Source organism: Aestuariivirga sp., from assembly GCF_044239095.1.
Classification (GTDB): domain Bacteria; phylum Pseudomonadota; class Alphaproteobacteria; order Rhizobiales; family Aestuariivirgaceae; genus Aestuariivirga.
Genome location: NZ_JBIICB010000400.1, coordinates 1 through 2,663, shown reverse-complemented (window position 1 = coordinate 2,663; position 2,663 = coordinate 1). Strand labels below are relative to the sequence as shown.

Genomic DNA, 2,663 nt, shown 5'->3' with positions numbered 1-2,663 from the left:
CCCCGTCGATCATCCTTCTCCGAGGAAATGCTCAGGCCCAGCTTCTTCTTGAGCGCGCCCGCAAAAAAGCCGCGGGTCGTATGTGAAGCCCATTCCGTCGCCTCGACGATCTCGGCAATGGTGGCGCCTCGGGGACGGCGCAGCATCTCGATCACCAGCGCCTGCTTGGTGCCTTCACGGGTCTTGCGCTCCCTCGGGGCCGCAGGCTGTGGAGTTTCGACAACCGGTTCTTTGGTTCCCTCGGGTTCGATGCCAATCGCGGCAAGTCCGGCGTCGGTGACGATCAGCGTCAATGCGCGGCCATCCTCGGCTTCGCGCCAGACGGGATCGTTGAGCTTGCGGTTGGCCTTCATCTCCTTGAGAAGGCCGTTCCCGATCAGGGCGTTGACAACCTTGTGAGCGGCACCGCCCTTGAGGCGCTTCGGCAGGGGGAGGGCGAGGCGGTCGGTGCGCTGCGAGGCGGCGCTGAGGATGACGCGCTGGGTGTCGGACAGTTTTGTCATGGTGTTGGCTCCTTCGGCCTGTTGAACCGGCGGGATCGCCGGTTCCTACGAGCCCAGGCCCCGCACTTGATGCGGGGCGCGGGGAGCGGGCCGTTCGCGGCGCTATCGGCGTCTCAGGGCGTTGGGCAGGGCTGTAGCTGCAACCTCCCGCGCCATGCCGAGGCTGGGCAGTACTCTCGCGTCGCCATGTTCGGTGGCGCCGTAGAGATAATAATCATCGCCGAGGCGGAAACATTCGACCGGGCGGCCGAAGATGCCGGTGCCGTAGCTGAAGACATGCATGACGCTTTCCAATCCTGCTGTGGGCCTACTCGGCATGTTCGCCTTCGTGGAAGGCGCTATCGGTGATGCGCTTCAGTTGGCTTGCATAGAATTCGAGGGTGCCCACGTGGCCCCAGTTCACGGAAGCGGGATCGGCATCGAAATGGTTCGCGCTGAGTGCCGCCAGCCGGGCCAGCATGGTGTCGATCCCGGCCTTGTTCGCGATGAAGACGGCGAGGGCCTCGTTATTGTCCCTGCGGCGCTTCATGTGCGGCTGCCGATCTTGTTGGCAACGCTCGCCTGTCCGGCGCGGTAGGCGGCTTTGAGGGCCGCGCGGAGTTCCCAGACCGCGACATCGTGGAAGTCGAGCGCGTCGGAGCGGCGGGTTTCGAGCGTCTCGAGGTTGGTGATGTGCCGCGTTGCGATGTCAAGCAGCTCTGTCTGCAGGTCTTTCGTCATGGTGTGCCTCCGTTGTTGAAGCCATACATGCTCGACGTCCGCCGGAAGACAAGCAGAATAGTGTTTTATTCCTAAAGTATCATCAGGGCAGTTCCCCGGAGGTGATTGCGCATGGCGGAACATGCGGGCCTCATCCCCATCGGCCAGGCCGCAAGGCTGCTGATGATCTCGGAGGAGCGCATCCGGCAGTTGGTGAAGCAGGGCTATATCCCCAAGTCCGAAAAGCGCGGCTTCGTTCAGCTTGTGGGTTCAGTGCAGGGTTATCTGCGCTACCTGAAGGAAGATGAGCGCCGTTCCGCCAAGTCGGCCGCCGACAGCCGGGTGCGCGATGCAAGGGCCCTGGAAATCGAACTGCGGATTGCCGAACGCTCGCGTGACCTGATCCCGATCGAGGACGCGCTGACCGACATGGCGGAGCTTGCCGGCTTGGTGCGGTCGGAACTCGCCGGTCTTCCCGCCCGGCTCACCCGCATCATTGCCGAGCGGCAGAAGGTAGAGGCAGAGATTGATGGTGTCCTCTCGCGCCTTGCCCAGCGAGCCGCAGAAAAAGCTGAAGTCCTGGAGGCTGGCAGAAGCCATTCTCCGGCCCGCGCCGAAGCTGCCGCCTGATGAGTGGGCGCGCGCCAACAGGATTTATGCCGAGACGTCCGGGCTTCCGGGTCCTCGTGATCCAGCGATTACGCCTTACATCATCCCGGTGGAACGGGCCGTGCATGCAGGAGAACACAAGCGGGTCGTGACGGTCTGCGGGGCCCAGATGGGGAAGACTGACGGGCTTCTCGATATCATGGGGGCCCGGCTCGACCAGCGCCCCGCGCCGATCCTTTACGTGGGTCCCATCCGGGACTTCCTGACTGACCAGTTCGAGCCGCGGCTGATGAACCTGCTGGATGAGGCGGAGACGCTGTCGGCCAAGGTGGTGCGCGGCCGGCGCATGAAGAAGACGCTGAAGATCGTGGCCGGTGTTCCGGTGCGCCTGGCACATGCCGGATCCTCGGCGGCGCTGAAGTCGAGCCCCGCGGCGCTGGCCCTGGTCGACGAGTACGACGAGATGCTGGCCAATGTGAAGGGGCAGGGCGATCCTCTGGGATTGGTCGAAGCCCGCGGCGAGACCTATGCGGACTTCGTCACCGTCGTTACGTCGACACCGTCACGTGGGTTGATCGAAACCGAGCATGACCCGAGGAGCGGCCTCACCTTCTGGAAGCCCGCCGACGGCCAGGCGGTCGAGAGCGCCATCTGGAAACTCTGGCAGTCAGGGACCCGGCACCACTTCTGCTGGCCGTGCCTGCACTGCGACAAGTACTTCGTGCCGCGCTTCGCGCAGATGCGCTGGCCCGAGAACGCCACACCGGCGGAAGCCGCACGCTCCGCCCAGCTGCAATGCCCGCACTGCGGCGGGCTGCACCATGACGATGACAAGCAGGAGATGAACGCCAA

The 2,663-nt window shown here is 64.3% G+C and carries 6 protein-coding genes; 2 read left to right on the top strand and 4 right to left on the bottom strand.

Features of this window, described 5'->3' with window-relative positions; translation table 11 throughout:
• The 4 genes from ACILRA_RS21885 to ACILRA_RS21870 form a co-directional block, all read right to left on the bottom strand.
• Nucleotides 1-503: DUF3489 domain-containing protein (locus tag ACILRA_RS21885; RefSeq protein ID WP_395664153.1), on the bottom strand; the 503-nt coding region annotated here is incomplete at its 3' end.
• A gap of 102 nt (nt 504-605) precedes the next feature.
• Complete coding sequence (locus ACILRA_RS21880) at nt 606-785, bottom strand: hypothetical protein (protein WP_395664152.1); 180 nt, start codon at nt 783-785, stop codon at nt 606-608.
• Nucleotides 786-810: 25 nt separating this feature from the next.
• A complete protein-coding gene (locus ACILRA_RS21875; RefSeq protein ID WP_395664151.1) occupies nt 811-1,032 on the bottom strand; it encodes a hypothetical protein in 222 nt (73 codons plus the stop codon).
• Entirely contained in the window at nt 1,029-1,223 is a 195-nt protein-coding gene (locus tag ACILRA_RS21870) for a DUF6900 domain-containing protein (protein WP_395664150.1), read from the bottom strand. The genes ACILRA_RS21875 and ACILRA_RS21870 overlap by 4 nt, the downstream gene beginning before the upstream one ends.
• Before the next feature lie 111 nt (nt 1,224-1,334).
• Here ACILRA_RS21870 and ACILRA_RS21865 point away from each other — a divergent pair, with 111 nt between their 5' ends.
• Together ACILRA_RS21865 and ACILRA_RS21860 are read left to right on the top strand one after the other, a co-directional pair.
• Nucleotides 1,335-1,832, top strand: coding sequence for a hypothetical protein (locus tag ACILRA_RS21865; protein WP_395664149.1), 498 nt, complete (start codon nt 1,335-1,337; stop codon nt 1,830-1,832).
• Nucleotides 1,732-2,663, top strand: a 932-nt coding sequence (locus ACILRA_RS21860; protein WP_395664148.1) for a phage terminase large subunit family protein, incomplete at its 3' end; no start/stop codon positions are given. The genes ACILRA_RS21865 and ACILRA_RS21860, both read left to right, overlap by 101 nt.

What these genes read in the sequence shown, in the direction of transcription:
- ACILRA_RS21875 (WP_395664151.1), bottom strand. Translation starts at nt 1,032, where the DNA reads ATGAAGCGCCGCAGGGACAATAACGAGGCCCTCGCCGTCTTCATCGCG.
- ACILRA_RS21870 (WP_395664150.1), bottom strand. Translation starts at nt 1,223, where the DNA reads ATGACGAAAGACCTGCAGACAGAGCTGCTTGACATCGCAACGCGGCAC.
- ACILRA_RS21880 (WP_395664152.1), bottom strand. Translation starts at nt 785, where the DNA reads ATGCATGTCTTCAGCTACGGCACCGGCATCTTCGGCCGCCCGGTCGAA.
- ACILRA_RS21865 (WP_395664149.1), top strand. Translation starts at nt 1,335, where the DNA reads ATGGCGGAACATGCGGGCCTCATCCCCATCGGCCAGGCCGCAAGGCTG.